This is a genomic window from Aquimarina ulvae (genome assembly GCF_053613295.3).
In genome coordinates this window covers 40,500-58,650 of the sequence record NZ_JBSIBP030000001.1, presented here as the reverse complement: position 1 = coordinate 58,650, position 18,151 = coordinate 40,500, and the positions used below count along the sequence as shown (strand labels likewise).

General features: G+C 34.1%; 18 protein-coding genes. 10 read left to right on the top strand and 8 right to left on the bottom strand.

All coding sequences use genetic code 11. The features are described 5' to 3' along the window. The first annotated feature begins 263 nt into the window (after positions 1-263). The 7 genes from ACWGOQ_RS00295 (at position 264) to ACWGOQ_RS00265 (ending at position 4,854) form a co-directional block, all read left to right on the top strand. Positions 264-1,046 carry a hypothetical protein gene (locus ACWGOQ_RS00295; protein WP_452056547.1) on the top strand — a complete coding sequence of 261 codons (783 nt, stop codon included), beginning with the start codon at positions 264-266 and terminating at the stop codon, positions 1,044-1,046. 202 nt (positions 1,047-1,248) lie between these two features. Then, the gene (locus ACWGOQ_RS00290; protein WP_452056546.1) at positions 1,249-2,190 is read left to right on the top strand and encodes a 2-hydroxyacid dehydrogenase; all 942 of its coding nucleotides are present in this window, start codon (positions 1,249-1,251) and stop codon (positions 2,188-2,190) included. Continuing rightward, complete coding sequence (locus ACWGOQ_RS00285; RefSeq protein ID WP_452056545.1) at positions 2,184-2,804, top strand: HD domain-containing protein; 621 nt, start codon at positions 2,184-2,186, stop codon at positions 2,802-2,804. The genes ACWGOQ_RS00290 and ACWGOQ_RS00285 overlap by 7 nt, the downstream gene beginning before the upstream one ends. Before the next feature lie 55 nt (positions 2,805-2,859). Beyond that, positions 2,860-3,276 carry a response regulator transcription factor gene (locus ACWGOQ_RS00280; RefSeq protein WP_452056544.1) on the top strand — a complete coding sequence of 139 codons (417 nt, stop codon included), beginning with the start codon at positions 2,860-2,862 and terminating at the stop codon, positions 3,274-3,276. Between the two features lie 146 nt (positions 3,277-3,422). Continuing rightward, complete coding sequence (locus tag ACWGOQ_RS00275) at positions 3,423-3,944, top strand: DUF4199 domain-containing protein (RefSeq protein WP_452056543.1); 522 nt, start codon at positions 3,423-3,425, stop codon at positions 3,942-3,944. Positions 3,945-3,956: 12 nt separating this feature from the next. After that, positions 3,957-4,415, top strand: coding sequence for a DUF1801 domain-containing protein (locus tag ACWGOQ_RS00270; RefSeq protein ID WP_452056542.1), 459 nt, complete (start codon positions 3,957-3,959; stop codon positions 4,413-4,415). 55 nt (positions 4,416-4,470) lie between these two features. Beyond that, positions 4,471-4,854: a VOC family protein gene (locus tag ACWGOQ_RS00265; RefSeq protein ID WP_452056541.1), complete on the top strand. Its 384-nt coding sequence runs from the start codon at positions 4,471-4,473 to the stop codon at positions 4,852-4,854. Positions 4,855-5,627: 773 nt separating this feature from the next. On the opposite strand, the gene ACWGOQ_RS00260 is transcribed toward ACWGOQ_RS00265, so the two are convergent. The 8 genes from ACWGOQ_RS00260 to trhO form a co-directional block, all read right to left on the bottom strand. Then, a complete protein-coding gene (locus ACWGOQ_RS00260; protein WP_452056540.1) occupies positions 5,628-6,284 on the bottom strand; it encodes a CoA transferase subunit B in 657 nt (218 codons plus the stop codon). A 246-nt stretch (positions 6,285-6,530) separates the two neighbouring features. Next, complete coding sequence (locus tag ACWGOQ_RS00255) at positions 6,531-7,166, bottom strand: peroxiredoxin (protein ID WP_452056539.1); 636 nt, start codon at positions 7,164-7,166, stop codon at positions 6,531-6,533. Between the two features lie 32 nt (positions 7,167-7,198). Next, positions 7,199-7,903 (bottom strand): CoA transferase subunit A, encoded by a 705-nt coding sequence (locus ACWGOQ_RS00250; RefSeq protein WP_452056538.1) that lies wholly within the window; start codon positions 7,901-7,903, stop codon positions 7,199-7,201. Positions 7,904-8,002: 99 nt separating this feature from the next. Then, complete coding sequence (locus ACWGOQ_RS00245; protein WP_452056537.1) at positions 8,003-10,327, bottom strand: transglycosylase domain-containing protein; 2,325 nt, start codon at positions 10,325-10,327, stop codon at positions 8,003-8,005. A 21-nt stretch (positions 10,328-10,348) separates the two neighbouring features. Further along, the gene (locus ACWGOQ_RS00240; protein ID WP_452056536.1) at positions 10,349-12,679 is read right to left on the bottom strand and encodes a penicillin-binding protein 1A; all 2,331 of its coding nucleotides are present in this window, start codon (positions 12,677-12,679) and stop codon (positions 10,349-10,351) included. Position 12,680: 1 nt separating this feature from the next. Beyond that, positions 12,681-13,175 (bottom strand): gliding motility lipoprotein GldH, encoded by a 495-nt coding sequence (locus ACWGOQ_RS00235; RefSeq protein ID WP_452056535.1) that lies wholly within the window; start codon positions 13,173-13,175, stop codon positions 12,681-12,683. Next, positions 13,162-14,445, bottom strand: a complete 1,284-nt coding sequence (locus tag ACWGOQ_RS00230; protein WP_452056534.1) for a PSP1 domain-containing protein — start codon at positions 14,443-14,445, stop codon at positions 13,162-13,164. Before ACWGOQ_RS00230 ends, ACWGOQ_RS00235 begins: the two co-directional genes overlap by 14 nt. 145 nt (positions 14,446-14,590) lie before the next feature. After that, the gene (trhO, locus tag ACWGOQ_RS00225; protein WP_452056533.1) at positions 14,591-15,622 is read right to left on the bottom strand and encodes an oxygen-dependent tRNA uridine(34) hydroxylase TrhO; all 1,032 of its coding nucleotides are present in this window, start codon (positions 15,620-15,622) and stop codon (positions 14,591-14,593) included. A gap of 203 nt (positions 15,623-15,825) precedes the next feature. Between trhO and ACWGOQ_RS00220 the strand changes: the two genes are divergently transcribed. The 3 genes from ACWGOQ_RS00220 to ACWGOQ_RS00210 all read left to right on the top strand — a co-directional run bounded on the left by ACWGOQ_RS00220 (position 15,826) and on the right by ACWGOQ_RS00210 (position 18,124). Continuing rightward, the gene (locus tag ACWGOQ_RS00220) at positions 15,826-16,059 is read left to right on the top strand and encodes a hypothetical protein (RefSeq protein ID WP_452056532.1); all 234 of its coding nucleotides are present in this window, start codon (positions 15,826-15,828) and stop codon (positions 16,057-16,059) included. A gap of 432 nt (positions 16,060-16,491) precedes the next feature. Next, entirely contained in the window at positions 16,492-17,505 is a 1,014-nt protein-coding gene (gene recA, locus ACWGOQ_RS00215) for a recombinase RecA (protein ID WP_452056531.1), read from the top strand. Between the two features lie 196 nt (positions 17,506-17,701). Continuing rightward, entirely contained in the window at positions 17,702-18,124 is a 423-nt protein-coding gene (locus tag ACWGOQ_RS00210; protein ID WP_452056530.1) for a hypothetical protein, read from the top strand. Positions 18,125-18,151 lie beyond the last annotated feature (27 nt).

Here is an 18,151-nt window from a genome sequence, read left to right as displayed (position 1 = left end):
GTAATTATATTGTCTTCCTAATTCTTGTTCAATTTACAAAATAAAACTACTTGTTTCACATAACAACTAGAGTGTTTTTTTATAATTAAATAAGGTTGTCAAAATTTATGTCAAATTCAAAAAAACTTCTATACACTATTGATCTTTTTAACTAGCGTGCATATGAAATTTCTTTTCTAAAAAAACAGGTATAAATACTATGTTTTTACTGGTATTAATTTTATAGTTTTAAAGTACGAAAAATAGTTTCAAAATTCCAAATCATGGCTACAGCAGACGGTACCAGTAACACTACAACTAAAACAAAAAAGCAAATTTCCCCTAAACCAGAAATTGTTCCTGGGATTTCTAAAGAGATCATCGATGAACTGAGCACCGAGATAAACAATATATTATCGTTTGCCGTTTATAATGGTATTATTATCAATACTGAAGTAAATAGCCTTATTCAGAAAAGCTCTGTAGATGACTTGATTAATGCGCATAACTTATTGTGTAAAAATATTGCCCCCGCGACTCCTAAGTCAATTCATTATACAAAACAACTGAATCAACAGGGAAAAGGCAAAACGCTATTTGGAAAACTTCCATTGGTAAGAAATTTAGTTATACTCGCTCTATTTTTCCTGGTAACGTTTATCGTCTCTAGTTTATCACCTGAGGTAAATAACCAATCGCTTGATAAGGGAATATTAAATAACAATGGGATTCCATTACTGCTAAATCTAAGTTTCTTATCATCTGTTTCGGGTTTAGGAGTACTATTCTATTTACTAAAAAATGTAAGTAGCTCAGCAAAAAACAGCACTTTAGTGCCAGAAGACACTATCTATTATATTACTATGATTATACTCGGTGTTATTGCCGGTCTTATATCTTCAGAAATTATTTCTTTTTACAAAACTGATCCAGACGATATTAATCTATTTAATAAAAGTGTATTAGCACTGATCGGTGGTTTTTCGTCTGATGCAATTTTTAGCATTTTACAAGGTATTATTACGAGAATTAAAGCAATTTTTATTCCTGCAAACACAACATCGTGAGATCAATAGGTATGCTTATTCATATACTATCCATATACGACTAAAATCATTCATTATGGATAGATAGGTTTATCATATCAACTCTTTTTTTTTAAAAAAGTTAAAAACGGCTTTATACAATATAAATATCGAGTCATCCTTACTCCGATTGAAATTATTTGTCTTTTATTAATTACTTTTGAAGTATTAATAGAACATTGTAATGAAAATACTCCATATAGATGCTAATCATCCATTACTATTAGAACAACTGAATGACCTTGGGTTCGAAAACGAAGAAGATTATATTTCTACTAAATCTGCGGTGGAAACAAAAATAAAAGAATTTGAAGGTATTATCCTCCGAAGTCGTTTTAGGATCGACAAAGACTTTTTAGATAACGCTGCAAACCTAAAATTTATAGGTCGTGTTGGCGCAGGTTTAGAAAATATTGATATCGAGTATGCCAAAAAAAAAGGAATTAAACTTTTCTCTGCACCAGAAGGAAATCGTAATGCTGTGGGAGAACATGCACTAGGCATGATATTATCATTATTCAACAAATTAAATAGTGCAGATCACCAAGTAAGGAACGGTCAATGGAATCGCGAAAAAAACAGAGGGATAGAGCTTGATCTAAAAACAGTAGGCATCATTGGTTATGGAAATATGGGAAGAGCATTTGCCCGTAAACTTAGAGGTTTTGATGTAGAGGTTATTTGTTATGACATCAAAGAAGATATAGAAAATAGTGATGCCACACAGGTAACATTAGCAGAACTTTTTGATAAAACAGATGTTTTGAGTTTACACACACCGTGGACGCCGCTCACTGATAAAATGATTGATCAGAAATTTATAACTAATTTCAAGAAACCTTTCTGGCTTATTAATACAGCAAGAGGTAAAAACGTTGTAACAAGGGATTTGGTAGCAGCGCTACAATCTGGAAAGGTCTTAGGTGCCGGACTTGATGTTTTGGAATATGAAAAATCTTCTTTTGAAAATTTGTTTACGGAAGAAAGCGACATGCCACAACCGCTTCAGGAACTCTTAAAAATGAACAATGTGATCTTAAGTCCTCATATTGCAGGGTGGACAATAGAGTCAAAAGAAAAACTGGCACAAACTATTGTCGATAAAATAAAAGCAGCATTTTGCTAAGAGAAGTTTTTACATCCCTGGTTTCTAAATATTCTGAAGATAAAGAATATATTGATTCCCTATGGAATGAAATCTTTAAAAATCATACTAAGAAAAACCGATATTATCATAATACATTACATCTGGAAAACTTATACCGGCAATTACTTTCTGTAAAAAAAGAAATTATAGACTGGGATATACTGCTATTTGCATTATACTACCACGACTATATTTACAATGTATTAAAACAGGATAATGAAGAACGAAGCGCTCAAAAAGCTAGTAAGGTATTACATTCTTTATCCATAGATTCAGAGAGAATTGAACTGTGTAAAGGAATAATTTTAGCTACTCAGGGACATCAAGTCTCAGAGGATATGGATACCAATTGTTTTACCGATGCGGATCTTTCAATCTTAGGAAGCAGTTGGGAAGTATATGAGATTTATTTTAAAAATGTAAGAAAAGAATATAAATACTATCCAGATTTCATGTATCACAAAGGTAGAGTCAAGGTGTTAAAACACTTTATTGACATGCCTCGTATCTTCAAAACAAATTATTTCTATGCGAAGTTTGAAAACCAAGCTAAAAAAAATCTGCAACAAGAAATTAATTTAATTTCTTACTAAATCATGTGATAATACCTAAACAAAATAGTCCCTATGGTTTTATTACATTTATATCATGAAGAAAACCATACTCATCTTCGGAACTTTAGTGTTAGCATTACTTCTGCTTTTTCAGCTTAGTAAATACAGTCTTATTTCTGGTAACACTTCTATTGAATTTATTATTGCTGGCATCGCTGTAGTCTTTTTTGTGATTGGTGTTATTATTAATAAAAAAGTACTCTATCGAAGCAAAGTAGTTTCTAAAGAAATTGATCACGAGAAAATAAAAGCACTCGGCTTAAGCAAGCGTGAACAAGAGGTGTTATCTGAAATAGCATCCGGATTATCCAATAAAGAGATTGCAGAAAAGCTTTTTGTATCAGAAAGCACCATAAAAACTCATGTTTCCAATGTCTTGCTTAAGCTAAATGCTAAACGTAGAACGCAGGCAATACAGATTGCAAAAGAGCTCCGAATCATACCCTTTTAGATGATTTTACCTTAAAAGTATACTACAAATTATTCACAGGAAATGATTGAGTATTTTTGCAAGAGTTTACTAAATTCATACTTTAGTATGAGTCCTTTTTTAGCTTTCTAACCTACTTTTGACCTCAACCAATAAATAATTCAAAAATGAAAAACACAGTTCTACGATACGGAATATATGGAGCAATTACTATATGCATATTATTTATGCTAAGCCTTACTTTTGGTAAAAACCTTTCTTATTCTTTACAAGAAGTTATTGGCTATGCAAGTATGGTCATCTCATTACTTTTTATATTCTTTGGAATAAAACATTATAGAGATAAAGAAAATAATGGAGCGGTATCTTTTGGAAAAGCACTTATCATAGGTATACTGATTTCCCTGTTTGCTGCACTGGCATTTGGAATCATAGATGTTATCTATATAAAATATATCAATCCTGATTTCACTGAAGAATACTATAACCATATGGTAGAACAGATGAGCAACTCTCTCCCGGAGGCCACGTTTCATGTGAAACTCCAAGAATTAGAAACGCAAAAGAAACTATTTTCAAGTCCTTTGATGAATTTTTTATTAATGTCTGCTACCGTATTGGTCATCGGATTTATAATTTCATTAATTTCAGGACTTGTTCTGCAAAAAAAAACAGCAACCAATAATTAAGAATCAATATCTATGCAATATCAAGTAAGTACACCTGATGAATATCTGGAAGCCATACCAGAAGAGCGTAAAGAGCCTATGAGAAATCTTCGTAAAGTGATTTTAGATAACTTACCTAAAGGATTCTCTGAAGAAATCAATTACGGAATGATAGGGTATGTAGTTCCGCACGAGATATATCCTAACGGATACCATTGTGACCCTAAACTTCCGTTGCCATTTATGAATATTGCCTCTCAAAAAAACTTTATAGCAGTCTATCATTCAGGGATTTATGCTGATAAAGATTTAATGGATTGGTTTGTATGTGAATATCCAAAATACGTGAAGACTAAGTTGGATATGGGTAAAAGTTGTATACGTTTTAAAAAAGTAGATCAAATTCCGCTCAAACTCATCGGAGAATTAGCTACAAAATTATCCGTTTCTCAGTGGATCGAAATGTATGAAACCAATATTCAAAAGAAATAATCAGTATTATGTATAAAGAGAGTCATAACAATTAAAAATCAATAAAAGAGAACAGATGAAAAGAGTAACAGGTTTAGGAGGATTTTTCTTCAAGACAAAAGATCCGAAAACAACAAAAGAATGGTATGGTAAACATTTAGGCTTACCGGTGGATGACTATGGGTGTACTTTCTGGTGGAAAGACAAAGAAGGTAATGATTGTTCGACGCAATGGAGCCCTTTTAAAGATGATACAACTTATTTCTCTCCTAGTACAAAAGAATTTATGATGAATTTCAGGGTGGAAAATCTTACAGCGCTATTAAAAACACTCAAACAAGAAGGAGTCACTATTGTTGGTGAAATCGAAGAGTATGAATATGGAAAATTTGGGTGGATTTTAGATCCAGATGGCAACAAAATAGAACTTTGGGAACCGATAGATCAGGCATTTTTATAGAGAAATCGGGCTGGTGAATGACATTTACTTGTTTTGCCTACTGCCATACCATAAGCTATGAAGTTTTCAAAATATTCCGGTAAGATTAAAACACGTGATATAGAGTTGTCAGTATTTGCGTTTATTGGGTTATATAATTAAAATAATATGTACTTTAGAATATATATATGAAGTATCCAATTATCTAAACTTCATAATACCATAAGAAATACTGGTACAAAAAAACCTGTTATGCACATAGGACTAACAGGTTCATTCATCGCGACTTAGGGCTGCGATTCATTAACAACAAAAATCATATAACAAAAATACTTTTTTGTTAAAACAAAAATACTTTTTTTGCTAAATACATACAGTTAGAGATCAATTCGATTGTAGGTTTAACTGATTTCTGTAGACGATTTAAACGCTTTTTCATAATAGGGCAATGTGTGAGGGTTAAAATTTAATTATTATTTTAAAAGAGCACAATTAAGTGTACTGCTTTATAGGGACTGCTAATATGCAAAATATTTTGCAAATCAACGTTCAAAGACCATTAAAATAGATGAAAAACACAAAATTTTAACATTTAATAACATAAATCTAGTAAAAACGGATTAAAGTAAAGCTTTAAGTACTCAAAAAAATAACGAATATGTAGTTTTTTTCTTACAATAATTTACTTTTTTAAGCTATATATTCAATAACGTTTTTGTTTCTTATTTATTATCCGTAACCATTTAATTCAAAAACGTACAGATCTATGTAGTATTTGAAGAGTTAGTAAACAATCAATCCAAAATCATTTCTGGTATATTTCCTTCGATTATTAGGTTTCCTTCCGTTGCATTTTGAATCTCCTGAACGCTTACACCCGGAGCTCTTTCCAACAACTTAAATCCATCTTTGGTAACTTCCAGCACTGCCATATTTGTCACGACTTTCTTAACACAATTTACACCTGTTAGTGGTAAAGAACATGTTTTAAGTAATTTAGACGCTCCAGCCCTATTGGTATGCATCATAGCCACAATAATATTCTCGGCACTAGCGACAAGATCCATTGCACCTCCCATTCCTTTGACCATTTTACCCGGAATTTTCCAATTTGCAATATCCCCATTCTCTGCTACTTCCATAGCACCTAGTATAGTTAAATCCACGTGCTGACCCCTAATCATACTGAAACTGATTGCAGAATCAAAGAAAGACGCTCCTGGCAGCGTTGTTATCGTCTGCTTACCTGCATTAATAATATCCGCATCCTCATCTCCTTCAAATGGAAATGGTCCCATACCCAATACCCCATTTTCACTCTGGAACTCTACTTCTATTCCTTCTGGTATATAATTAGCAACCAGTGTTGGAATTCCAATTCCTAGATTGACAAAATATCCATCCTGAAGCTCTTTGGCTATACGTTTTGCTATTCCATTTTTATCAAGCATAATTATCTTCTTCTGATTTTATACGAATTAAAAGAATTCGTTACTTTACCTTTTAGAACCTATATAAAAAATGCGATCTCCATTGCAATCTTTCCAATGGCTTGATACAATTATTTTCAGCCTAAAGTGACTACAGCGCTCATCATGTGATATACTATATCAACTTTCATCTGTAAATCACCTCCATATTAATTATAGGAGTATAAATATTGTTTTTTACCTTTGTATTTTAACTTCACTAATTATTTAATTGGGTTGTGGAGTCATTCGTAAATAGGGTTTAATCTCTTTATGTCCTTTTGGGAATAATTCTGGTATATCTTTATCACTTACCGAAGGAACAATTACACAATCTTCTCCTTGATTCCAGTTAGCAGGTGTTGCCACTTTATGATAAGCAGTAAGCTGCAGTGAATCTATTACCCTCAATATTTCATCAAAATTACGACCTGTAGAAGCAGGGTAGGTAATGGTAAGTTTTATTGTTTTATCTGGTGCAATTACAAATACCGAACGTACTGTTAATTGACTATCTGCATTCGGATGGATCATATCATATAACTCTGATACTTTTCTATCTTCATCTGCTATAATTGGAAAATTAACCGTCGTATTTTGGGTTTCATTGATGTCCTTAATCCATCCCTGATGCGAATCTAATCCGTCTACACTCAATGCAGCAACTTTCACATTTCGTTTCTTAAACTCATCTGTATACCTTGCCACAGTTCCTAGCTCTGTTGTACATACTGGTGTATAGTCTGCCGGATGTGAAAACAAAATACCCCAACTGTCTCCTAACCAATTATGAAAATCAATTGCTCCTTCTGTTGTTTGAGCAGTAAAGTTTGGTGCGCTGTCCCCTAATCGTAATGCTGCCATGATGCTTATATTTTAAAATTTACTTCAATTATCTATTCTTTCTTCTTTCTAACTGTACGTTGCTCAATTCTCTTCTCGTATTTCTCTCCTTGAAAAATTCTTTGAACAAAAATTCCAGGAATATGAATATGATCTGGATCCAAAGTCCCTGCTGGCACTAACTCTTCTACCTCTGCTACCGTAATTTTTGCAGCACCACACATAGACGGATTAAAGTTTCTTGCCGTGCCTTTAAAAATAAGATTTCCTGCTTCATCTCCTTTCCATGCTTTTACGAATGCAAAATCTGCTTTAAATGCTTTTTCGAGTATATACATTTTTCCATCAAATGCTCTTGTTTCTTTTCCTTCTGCAACCTCGGTCCCAAAACCGGCTGGTGTGAAAAAAGCAGGAAAACCTCCTTGTGCAGCTCTACACCTTTCTGCTAACGTGCCTTGAGGAATAAGTTCTACTTCCAATTCTCCACTAAGCATCTGCCGTTCAAATTCATCATTTTCTCCCACATAAGAAGAAACCATTTTTTTGATTTGTTTTTGTTGAAGTAAAAGCCCTAAACCAAAGTCATCAACACCCGCATTATTAGAAATACAAGTTAACCCTTTGATGTTTTTCTTCACCAGTTCTGCAATAGAATTTTCTGGTATTCCACAAAGACCAAAGCCTCCAAGCATAAAAGTCATGTTGTCTTTTACCCCTTTTGTAGCTTCAATAACTCCAGCCACCGTTTTACGAATCATACTGTTCTATTTTTAACAGATTAAAAGTACTAAAAAAATAATACTAAATCGTTTGAACGCTTATAGTTTTGGAAATTTTTAGGATATCTATTTTTAATATTAAAAACCGAATTCATCGTCTACATTACTTCTATTTTCTTGGCTTTCGCAATTTAATTCAATTGTAAGGTTTTCAGGCTTTATAAAATCTGATTTGGAGATTTTTAAATGTGGATCGCTATAGCATTTTTTCATGTACAATGCCCAAATCGGAAGTGCCATCGTCGCACCTGATCCATAAGTAATGGATTCAAACCGTATCGATCTATTATCACCACCAACCCAGACTCCAGTACACAAATTAGGTACCATCCCCATAAACCACCCATCGCTCTGATTTTGTGTAGTCCCCGTTTTTCCAGCTATTGGATTTGTAAATTCATAAGGATAACCGGTAGTAACGTTTTTAAATACATATTGACTAGATGCCTTTGTTCTTAATCTTTTACCAGATCCGTTCTGTGTAACGCCTTCCATCAAATTAAGTGTTACATAAGCAGATTCCTTGTTAATTACGTCCTTTCTTTCTGGAAAATTATCAAACAATACTGTTCCATGTTTATCCTCAATATAAGAGATGATGAAAGGTTTTATGTATACTCCCTCATTAGTAAAAGCACTGTATGCACCTACCATTTCAAATAACTTAAGGTTTTCTGTTCCTAAGGATATGGAAGCCACCGTATCTATGTTAGATTCTATACCTAGTTTTTTAGCTAAATTAATGATGGGTTCGGGTCCTATTCTGTCCATTAATCGAGCAGAAACAGTATTTACAGATCCTGCCAATGCATCCTTAAGGGTTAAAGACCCTACATAGTTTCCGTCTGTATTGGTAGGAGTCCAATCCTCACCGGATACCCCATGCTTTCCAACGGGTATCGTCACTTTTGCCCTAGGTATTGTATAACAAGGAGAATATTTTAATTGATCAATAGCGGCAGCATACACAAATGGTTTAAATGTAGACCCAACCTGTCGAGTTCCCTGATTCACGTGATCGTACTTAAAATATTTATGGTTAATACCACCAACCCAGGCTTTTATTTCTCCTGTTTGAGGGACCATAGACATCAATCCTGTGTGTAAAAACTTTTTATAATATAAAATAGAATCTCTTGGTGTCATCAGTGTATCTAATACACCGTTCCAAGAAAACACTTTCATTCTTGTTTCCTTATCAAAAGAAGCTAGAATTTCTTTTTCGTTTTTACCTTGATGAAGCATTTTTTTTCTTCTGGATGACGTTTTAATGGCACGACTTATAATCTTATTTACTTGATGACTGGAAATTCCTTTAAATGGTGAAGTTTTATTATTAGTTTCTTGTTTGTTAAATTCTTTTTGGAGATTTTTTAGGTGTTCTTCAACTGCTTCTTCTGCATATTTTTGCATACGAGAATCAACCGTTACGTGAATTTTAAGTCCATCTCGATACATATCATGAAACATTGCTTCGCCTTCAGCATTTTTTCCCTTAGGGTTTTCCAAGATCCAATCTTCAGTCCATTTTTTTACTTGTTTCCTAAAATAGGTGGCACTACCCTCAGAATAACCTTCTGGTTTATAATCTAATAACAACGGTGTTTTTTGCAAACTATCTCTTTCGTGGACAGTTATATATCCATACTTTGCCATTTGACTTAATACTGTATTTCTTCTGTTTAAAGATTTTTTAAATCTGGTTTTAGGATTATAAATAGTAGCGCTTTTCAGCATTCCTATCAGAACAGCTGCTTCCTCTATATTAAGATCAATAGGTTTTTTATTAAAATAAATTCTTGATGCAGATCCAATGCCGATAGCCTGCCTAGCAAAATCGTACTTATTTAAGTACATAACTATGATTTCATTCTTAGTGTATTGCCTTTCGAGACGGGCGGCAATCACCCATTCTCTAATTTTCTGTGTATACTTATCCCAATTTTTCGACCTAATGCCTATAAAAAGTAATCTTGCCAATTGTTGCGTGATGGTACTTGCTCCTCCTCTTCTGCCAAGAGAGCTGAAAGCTCTAAGCGTTCCTCTCGCGTCTATTCCTGAATGTTCATAAAACCGAATATCTTCTGTCGCGATTAATGCGTGTACAAGGTGTGGTGGCAAATCGTCATATGTAATTGGAGTCCTGTTTTCATTTGGTTTAAAAATAGTCCCTAGTTGAACTCCATCTGAAGATATTATCTGAGCTGCCAAATCATTCTTGGGATTTTCTAAATCCTCGAACGTGGGCATTTTACCCAAAGCTCCCCGACTAGCCAAAAGAAATAAAAAAATTACAAACAGTATGGGTGTTATAAAAACAATCCAAAAAAATTTAACATTTTTCCGAAAGTTCAGACGGACAGGTTGATTATCTCTTTTCTTGTTGAAAACCGATTTCTCCATTCTGTTTTAATGGATTATTTACTAAAGACCAAATTCATCTTCTATAGGATCTTCTACTTTGATTTTTTTTCTAAACTCTTCACAATCTACTTCTATTGTTAGGTTTTCAGGTGTTTTGAAAGCATCTTTTGATATGTTAAGAGCTTTATCTGCATAACATTTTCTCATATATAAACCCCATATTGGTAATGCCATTGTTGCACCTTGTCCATACTTAGTAGAATTAAAGTGGGTTGCTCGGTCATCACCTCCTACCCATACACCTGTGCAAAGATTGGGAACTATCCCCATAAACCAACCATCACTTTGATTTTGTGTAGTTCCGGTTTTACCAGCTATTGGGTTCGTAAACTCATATGGATATCCTGTCACTACATTTTTATAATCATATCTATTAGATGGGCCTGATCTAAGACGTGCTCCAGAGCCAGACTGGGTAACTCCTTCCAATAGGTTTAATGTCACGTAAGCTGCCTCTTTACTAATTACATCACGTGTTTCTGGTTCAAATTGATATAAAGTGGCTCCATTTTTGTCTTCAATGCTAGTAACCATAACAGGTTTGTTATAAATACCTTCGTTTGCAAAAGTACTGTACGCTCCAACCATTTCAGATAATTTCAGGTCTACAGACCCTAGAGCTATCGAAGCAACTTCAATGATTTCTGATTCAACACCTGCTTTTTTTGCCAACCGTACGATTGGTTTAGGTCCAATGCGATCCATTAACCGAGCAGAAACTGTATTTACAGACTTGGCAAGTGCCTCTTTAAGACTCAAATAGCCAGTATACTTGGCATCACTATTCTTTGGAGTCCAATCCTCCATGACACCATGAGAACCCGCAGGAATCGTTATCTGCGACATTGGTAGTGTGTCACAAGGAGATAATTTAAGCTGATCAATGGCAGTTGCATAAACAAAAGGTTTAAAAGTAGAACCTACTTGTCTTGCTCCTTGATAGACATGGTCATACTGAAAATGTTTGATATCAACACCTCCAACCCATGCTTTTACCTGACCTGTTTGTGGCTCCATAGACATCATTCCTGATCTTAGAAATCCTTTGTAATATAAAATAGAATCTCTAGGAGTCATTATGGTGTCTATGTATCCTTTCCAAGAAAATACTTTCATTTCTGTCTTAATGTCAAAAGATTTTAGAATTTCTTCTTCACTTTTATTCTGAGACAACATTTCTTTTCTTCTGGCAGAATTTCTAATAGCTCTATTTATGATGCCTTCAACTTCTTTTTTAGTTAAATCTCTAAACGGTGAGGTTTTATTCTTTTGTTCCTGCTTGTCGAATTCTTTCTGCAAATTAGTCATATGTTCTTGTACGGCTTCTTCTGCATACTTTTGCATTCTGGAATCAATCGTTACATTAATTCTTAATCCATCTCTATAAATATTGTAGTACAAGTTATTCCCGTCTTCATCTTTTCCTTTCGGGTTTTTTTCTACCCAATTACTCATCCAACTTCTAACATATTCTCTGAAATAAGTAGCAATCCCATCAGAATGCCCTTCTGGCGCATAATCCAATTCTAAAGGCAATTGCTGTAGACTATCTTTCTCCTGTACAGTAATAAATTCGTATTTTTCCATCTGAGACAACACTACATCTCTTCTATTTTTTACCAATTCAGGTCTTCTTAAAGGATTAAAAAGCGAAGAATTTTTTAACATCCCTACTAATACTGCCGCTTCTTCTTTTTTAAGGTCTTTAGGTGTTTTATTAAAATAAATACGAGAAGCCGAGCTAATACCTATTGCCTGGTTCAGGAAATCATACTTGTTTAAGTACATCGCCATGATCTCGTCTTTGGTATATTGTCTTTCCAGACGAGCAGCAATTACCCACTCTTTAATCTTTTGGGTATAACGTTGCCAACCTCTGGATCTTTTTCCTGTAAAAAGAAGCTTTGCTAATTGTTGTGTTATTGTACTGGCTCCACCTTTTTTGCCTAAAAAAGCAAAAGCCCTAATGGTTCCTCTGGCATCTATTCCAGAATGTTCATAATACCTAACATCTTCTGTTGCCACTAGTGCATTTACTAAGTTCGAGGATAAATCCTCAAAGTTAACAGGAGTTCTGTTTTCTTTAAAAAATGTACCTATTTGTTTCCCATCAGAAGAAATAATCTGAGTTGCTAAGTCGTTTTGAGGGTTTTCTAGTTCATCAAACCCAGGCATTTCTCCAAAAGTCCCCCAACTCGCTAACAAAAACAATAGTATCACCAAAAGTACTCCTATCGCAAAAGTGATCCAAAACCATTTGATATATTTGATCACATTTAGCTGAGAGGTTGTTGACTTTTTTCTAGTTAATTTTTGTGTTGCTTTAGCCATGTTATTGAGGGTTTTCTGCAAGTTCTATTCTAAAACCTATATCGGTGATTCCTTCTAAAGAGTGTATGCCGAGTGTCTCTCCATTCTTTCTCATTGCATGTTCAAATACTACTTTGTACGTTCCATTTTCTGAAAAAACTACATTCTCTCTATACCAAAGTTTACTTTCTTTTATATCCGTAAAACCGATACCTAACCATTCTCCATTTGGTTTTGCCATATTATACTCCAATGTATCTGTAATTATCTTGCCATTAGGAAACTCCATCTCACTAATCAAAAACAAATTACTAAACTTATAGTCATTTGTATTTCTTATATTAATAAAGAGATTATACCTTTCTAAAGAATCAAGTTCTGGCAAAACAAAACTAATTTTTTCATCTTTTTCCCAAGAATCCGATACCGTTTTATATTCGTCAAAAACACGGGCATTATCGCAAGAAGCAAGCCCAATTATTATAAAAAGTAATGTAAAAAACTTAGGATTTATCATTATTCCTGCGCTGCTGCGGTTTACGTTTTTTATTGCGTTGATTCTTCTGTTTACTAGTTGAGTTTCTCCCTCCAACGTTGCCTTCTTTTGAATTTTGTGGGGTAGGTTTTTGCTTTTCTGTAGATACTTTCTTTTTATTTCTATTTCTATTCTTATTTCTTCTTCTCTTACTTCTTTTGGGTTGGTCAAATCGAGTTAAACTATCCTGTCCTACAACGTTTTCAAAATCAACTTTAGTATCTTCGATAAGCTCTATTGCAAATTCTTCAAGACCCGCAACCTTTTCTTTCTTTTTGTTTGCTTCAATAATCTCATTGGCGTGATCTGCAGAAATCTTATGCCAATTCATCCACTCTCCTTCATATGCATACCATAAGTACCCTTTGAAAATATCGATTTTCTGACATACAGCTATTCCTTTTTCAGTTTGAAGCTTAATTTCGGTTTTTGGAAATTCTTTTAAAGCATCGATATAAGCATCTAACTCATAGTTAAGACAGCACTTAAGCTTGCCACACTGCCCTGCCAGTTTCTGAGGATTTAATGATAACTGTTGATACCTGGCAGCACTTGTATTTACTGACCTGAAATCTGTAAGCCAAGTAGAGCAACATAACTCTCGACCACAAGAACCTATGCCTCCTAAACGAGCAGCTTCCTGGCGAAAACCTATCTGGCGCATTTCTATTCTGGTACTAAATTCCTGAGCAAATTCTTTAATTAATTGTCTAAAATCTACACGTTCTTCTGCGGTATAATAGAAAGTACATTTAGATCCATCTCCCTGAAATTCTATATCAGAGATTTTCATCTGCAGCTTTAATCGAATCGCAATTTCCCTTGATCTGACTTGTATAGCTTGTTCTCTATCCCTGGCTTTTTGCCAAATATCAATATCTTTCTGAGATGCTTTTCTGTATATTTTTTTGACATCTTCGCTATCTATGTCTACCTTTTTCTTTTTCATTTGAATACGCACCAACTCACCAGTGAGTGACACAATACCAACATCGTGACCAGGAGAAGCTTCAGTTGCTACGACATCTCCAATACTTAAAGACAGGTTTTCTGCATTCTTGAAAAAGCTCTTACGCCCGTTTTTAAAACGAACTTCTACACAATGAAAAGGAGCCACACCACTAGGAAGTGACATGTTCGATAACCAATCAAAAACAGTCAATTTATTACAACCATCTGAACCACAGGTACCATTATTTTTACATCCTTTTGGTTGTCCGTCTTTCCCTGAGGAACAACTACTACACCCCATATTCTCTTGCTATATTGTAATTTGTCTGTGATAAAACACAGCAAATATGATTCTTACTTGGATCCAATACTTTCGCATTCGATATCTTAATCGATAAAGATACTATGATTTCTTTTAAAACCATAGCATCTAAATCATTTTAGCATTACTGCTTGTATTTTAGAACTTCAGAACGACCTTTCTTGAAAATCTTATTGCTATTGCCCTTCCCTTTCCTTAATGCTTTTTGTTCTTCGTACGGAAGACTGTTAATTTCTTTACATGCTAGAGAACAACAATTATCCATGGCAACAGCACAGGCTTCACATTGTATAAACAACAAATGACACGCCTCATTTTCACAATTAACATGCATGTCACAAGGACTTCCACACTGGTGACAATTAGAAATTACATCATCAGAGATTCTTTCTGATCTTCGATGATCAAAAACGAAGTTTTTTCCTAAATATTTATTCTCCAAGCCTTTTTCTTCAACTTGTCTGGCATATTCTATGATTCCACCTTCCAACTGAAATACATTCTTAAAGCCTTTATGCTTATAGTAGGCACTCGCTTTTTCACACCGAATCCCACCAGTACAATACATTACGAGTTTTTTATCTTCTTTATGATCTTTTAAATCCTCTTCAATAATATCCAAAGAATCTCTAAATGTATCTACATCTGGAGTTATCGCTCCTTGGAAATGACCAATCTCACTCTCGTAGTGATTACGCATATCTACTAATACAGTATCCGGGTCTTCAATTAATTGATTAAACTTTGAAGCATCTACGTGTACTCCCTTATTCGTTACATCAAAAGTTTCATCATTTAAACCATCTGCAACAATTTTTTTTCGAATTTTAACTTTCAGTTTCAGAAATGATTTTACGTCTTGTTCTCTAGCAATATTTAATCGCACATTTTCTAGGAAAGAAATACTGTCTAAGTGCTTTTTGAATGCTTCAAAATTTGGTGCAGGAACAGACAATTGCGCATTGATTCCTTCCTTGGCCACATAAATTCTGCCAAGAACGTCAAGTTCATCCCAATGAATGAAAAGATGATTTCTGAAAATTTCGGTGTTCCCTATATGTGCATATTTATAAAAAGAGAGTGTAAGACGATCTGTGCCTGCCTCATCGATAAGAGCCGCTCTCTCTTTTGCACTTAATTTATTGTACAGTTGCATGCTATACTAATTTTAAGTTAAAAGAAATTATTTTCTGCAAAAGTACAAATCGTTATTTAATATACAAGAATAGTATAGAGTTGAATAAAAAAATGCCTTGAAATTTGTCGCAGATGCTATAAGAATTAATTAATTTTTTGAAAAATGTGGGTAACAAAACAAATCATTAGGTAACCACACAATTATTAAACATAAATAGAATCATGATTAAAAAAATTGAAAACTTAAACAACGTAAAACAGATCCAAAAAACGGAACAAAAAAATAGTACAGGAGGTAAATTACCACCAGGAGGAATGACAGCTGTCTGGTGCGCTTGTTCTGATGGCAGTTCTTGGTTTGTAGGATCAGCAAACGAAAACAATCACGCTGCAATACAGAGTCTGGGAGATCAGTGTACCGCAGATGGCGGAAATGCTTGGGCAGAGGGATTTTAGAAATTAAAGAAGCTAGCTAAATAACAAAAAAATGCCTTGAAAACCACTTCAAGGCATTTTTTGGGCTAATTCGTTATTTAATTAATTTACTTAATCTAAACGACTAAAAATCAAATAACGAAGCTAACCACCTTCTACAATGCAATTACTGATAGCAGTAATTATGCATCCAGCAAGACTGTGTCTTACGACTCTTTTAAGAAACTTCATCTTCATCCTCCTTCCTCACAGTTTGTTCTAGTTTTTGCTTTTTATGAAGATGCACAAAAAGAAAAAAGGTTGCGTTGCTATATTTTAAAAGGAGCAAATTCTTGTTTTTGAAGACCCATAGTCATTGTTAATAAATTAGTTGCATAAGTGTAATTTTTGAAATGGGTATGCAAAAAACTTGTAGTATTTTAGCGAAAATCAAATACAAAAGAAAGTAAGCGCATGAGTACTGAAAAAGAAAAAGATGCAAAATTAAAAGCGTTAAAACTAACTTTAGACAAACTAGATAAATCCTACGGAAAAGGTACCGTGATGAGAATGGGTGATTCTGCGGTTCAAGAGGTAGAGGTGATTTCTACAGGATCACTAGGATTAGATCTAGCTCTTGGTGTAGGAGGATATCCAAGAGGTAGAGTGGTCGAGATTTTCGGTCCTGAATCTTCGGGTAAAACCACACTTACAATTCATGCGATTGCACAAGCACAAAAAGCTGGTGGAATTGCTGCTTTTATAGATGCAGAGCATGCATTTGATCGGTTTTATGCGGAAAAGTTAGGTGTTGATATAGATAATCTTATTATTTCTCAACCTGATAATGGAGAACAAGCATTGGAGATTGCCGATAACTTAATCCGATCAGGAGCAATTGATATTATTGTTATTGACTCTGTAGCTGCGTTAACACCCAAAAGCGAAATCGAAGGTGAAATGGGAGATTCTAAAATGGGACTGCACGCCAGATTGATGTCTCAGGCTCTTAGAAAACTAACTAGTTCCATCAGCAAAACAAACTGTACAGTCATATTTATCAATCAGCTTCGTGAAAAAATCGGGGTAATGTTTGGTAATCCAGAAACTACTACCGGTGGTAATGCACTTAAGTTTTATGCTTCTGTACGATTAGATATTCGTAGATCCACACAAATTAAGGATAGTAACAGTGCAGTACAAGGAAATAAAACCCGTGTAAAAGTTGTTAAGAATAAAGTTGCCCCACCATTTAGGACAGCAGAATTTGATATTATGTATGGTATGGGAATATCTAAAACGGGGGAGATAATAGATATTGGTGTCGATTATGAAATTGTTAAAAAAAGTGGTTCTTGGTTTAGTTATCAAGATACAAAATTAGGTCAAGGGCGAGATGCTGTAAAAGCCTTGCTCAATGATAATCCTGAACTAATGGAAGAACTAGAGGAAAAGATAAAAGAAGCTATAAATATTGTGAATGAATAACATTTTCACTCCATAAAACTACTAAAATCCCGAGTCTTCGGGATTTTTTATACCTTTTATCCTACATTTACAGATAAATACGTATCAAATTATAGGTGTAAAATATCCTAAAATTTATTTGATTTGAACGCAACCATACGCCATTAATTACATCTATATGATACAATTTGGTATGTAGAACCCCAAACTTATTAATATGAAAAAGATAACAATAATTGCGTTGATTATTTTGTCAAATTGTTTGACAAGTTGTTTAAATGATGATGATACCGGTATTAATTTTTCCTATGAATTAGTGCCTATTGAACAGGTAGATATTCCAGATCAGTTTATACGAGGAGAAACGTATGAAATTACTGTCTCCTATTTTAGACCTTCTGATTGTCATTCTTTTAGTGGATTTGATTACGACAGACTTTCTAACGAACGAACCGTTTCTGTAGTCAATGTGGTAGTTAATGATCGTCAATGTGAAGATCTTGAAGAAACAGATTTAATTGATGCTTCGCTTAACTTTTTAGTTGGCTTTGAAGATTCTTATATTTTTAGATTTTGGCAAGGAAGAAATGATCAGGGTGAAAATGAATTTTTGATTAGAGAAGTTCCAGTTATAGATTAATATTTCGAATTTATTGTGTTAACGAAA

Coding starts and splice junctions, on each gene's coding strand:
- ACWGOQ_RS00295 (WP_452056547.1), top strand. CDS start 264: ATGGCTACAGCAGACGGTACCAGTAACACTACAACTAAAACAAAAAAG.
- ACWGOQ_RS00290 (WP_452056546.1), top strand. CDS start 1,249: ATGAAAATACTCCATATAGATGCTAATCATCCATTACTATTAGAACAA.
- ACWGOQ_RS00280 (WP_452056544.1), top strand. CDS start 2,860: ATGAAGAAAACCATACTCATCTTCGGAACTTTAGTGTTAGCATTACTT.
- ACWGOQ_RS00275 (WP_452056543.1), top strand. CDS start 3,423: ATGAAAAACACAGTTCTACGATACGGAATATATGGAGCAATTACTATA.
- ACWGOQ_RS00270 (WP_452056542.1), top strand. CDS start 3,957: ATGCAATATCAAGTAAGTACACCTGATGAATATCTGGAAGCCATACCA.
- ACWGOQ_RS00265 (WP_452056541.1), top strand. CDS start 4,471: ATGAAAAGAGTAACAGGTTTAGGAGGATTTTTCTTCAAGACAAAAGAT.
- ACWGOQ_RS00260 (WP_452056540.1), bottom strand. CDS start 6,284: ATGCTTGATAAAAATGGAATAGCAAAACGTATAGCCAAAGAGCTTCAG.
- ACWGOQ_RS00255 (WP_452056539.1), bottom strand. CDS start 7,166: ATGGCAGCATTACGATTAGGGGACAGCGCACCAAACTTTACTGCTCAA.
- ACWGOQ_RS00250 (WP_452056538.1), bottom strand. CDS start 7,903: ATGATTCGTAAAACGGTGGCTGGAGTTATTGAAGCTACAAAAGGGGTA.
- ACWGOQ_RS00245 (WP_452056537.1), bottom strand. CDS start 10,327: ATGGAGAAATCGGTTTTCAACAAGAAAAGAGATAATCAACCTGTCCGT.
- ACWGOQ_RS00240 (WP_452056536.1), bottom strand. CDS start 12,679: ATGGCTAAAGCAACACAAAAATTAACTAGAAAAAAGTCAACAACCTCT.
- ACWGOQ_RS00235 (WP_452056535.1), bottom strand. CDS start 13,175: ATGATAAATCCTAAGTTTTTTACATTACTTTTTATAATAATTGGGCTT.
- ACWGOQ_RS00230 (WP_452056534.1), bottom strand. CDS start 14,445: ATGGGGTGTAGTAGTTGTTCCTCAGGGAAAGACGGACAACCAAAAGGA.
- trhO (WP_452056533.1), bottom strand. CDS start 15,622: ATGCAACTGTACAATAAATTAAGTGCAAAAGAGAGAGCGGCTCTTATC.
- ACWGOQ_RS00220 (WP_452056532.1), top strand. CDS start 15,826: ATGATTAAAAAAATTGAAAACTTAAACAACGTAAAACAGATCCAAAAA.
- recA (WP_452056531.1), top strand. CDS start 16,492: ATGAGTACTGAAAAAGAAAAAGATGCAAAATTAAAAGCGTTAAAACTA.
- ACWGOQ_RS00210 (WP_452056530.1), top strand. CDS start 17,702: ATGAAAAAGATAACAATAATTGCGTTGATTATTTTGTCAAATTGTTTG.